The sequence below is a fragment of the Paraburkholderia sp. CNPSo 3076 genome, assembly GCF_026343935.1.
Lineage (GTDB): Bacteria > Pseudomonadota > Gammaproteobacteria > Burkholderiales > Burkholderiaceae > Paraburkholderia > Paraburkholderia nodosa.
In genome coordinates this window covers 1-783 of sequence record NZ_JAPMAL010000131.1, presented here as the reverse complement: position 1 = coordinate 783, position 783 = coordinate 1, and the positions used below count along the sequence as shown (strand labels likewise).

Annotated in this window: 1 protein-coding gene; it reads left to right on the top strand. The window is 63.7% G+C overall.

The window, feature by feature from the left end:
- A partial coding sequence (locus M3A49_RS42365; RefSeq protein WP_266233991.1) for an NAD(P)/FAD-dependent oxidoreductase occupies nt 1-783 on the top strand: 783 nt, incomplete at both ends.

Below are 783 nucleotides of genomic sequence, written 5' to 3'. Positions count from 1 at the left end.
GCGGGCACCTGGGCCGTCAACTGAACGAGAAGTTCAAGCTCGGCAAGGATGCGGATCCGCAGGTCTACGGCATCGGCATCAAGGAACTGTGGGAGATCGATCCCTCGAAGCACCAGCCCGGCCTCGTGATCCACACCGCGGGCTGGCCGCTCGAATCGGACACCTACGGCGGCTCATTCCTGTACCACATCGACCACAACCAGGTGATGGTGGGCTTTGTCGTGGGTCTGGCGTACCAGAACCCGTATCTCTCGCCGTTCGAGGAATTCCAGCGCTACAAGACGCATCCGGAAATCCGCAAGTATCTCGAAGGCGGCAAGCGCGTCTCGTACGGGGCGCGCGCGATCACGGCGGGCGGCCTGATGTCGCTGCCCAAGCTCGTGTTCCCGGGCGGCGCGCTCGTGGGCGACGATGCGGGCTTTTTGAACGCCTCGCGTATCAAGGGCAGCCACGCGGCGATCAAGACCGGCATGCTGGCCGCGGATGCGGCATTCGAAGCCGTGCAGGCAGGCCGCCAGAGCGATGAACTCGCGGCTTACCCGGAAGCGTTCAGGCAGTCGTGGCTTTACACGGAGCTGTACAGGGCGCGCAACTTCAAGCAGTGGATGAGCAAGGGTCTGTACCTGGGCACGCTGATGGTGGGCATCGAGCAGAAGCTGCTGGGCGGCAATGTGCCGTGGACGCTGCATCACCAGCATCGCGACCACGAGATGCTCAAGCCCGCTTCGCAGTGCAAGCCGATCGAGTATCCGAAGCCCGACGGCAAGCTCACGTTCGACCGGC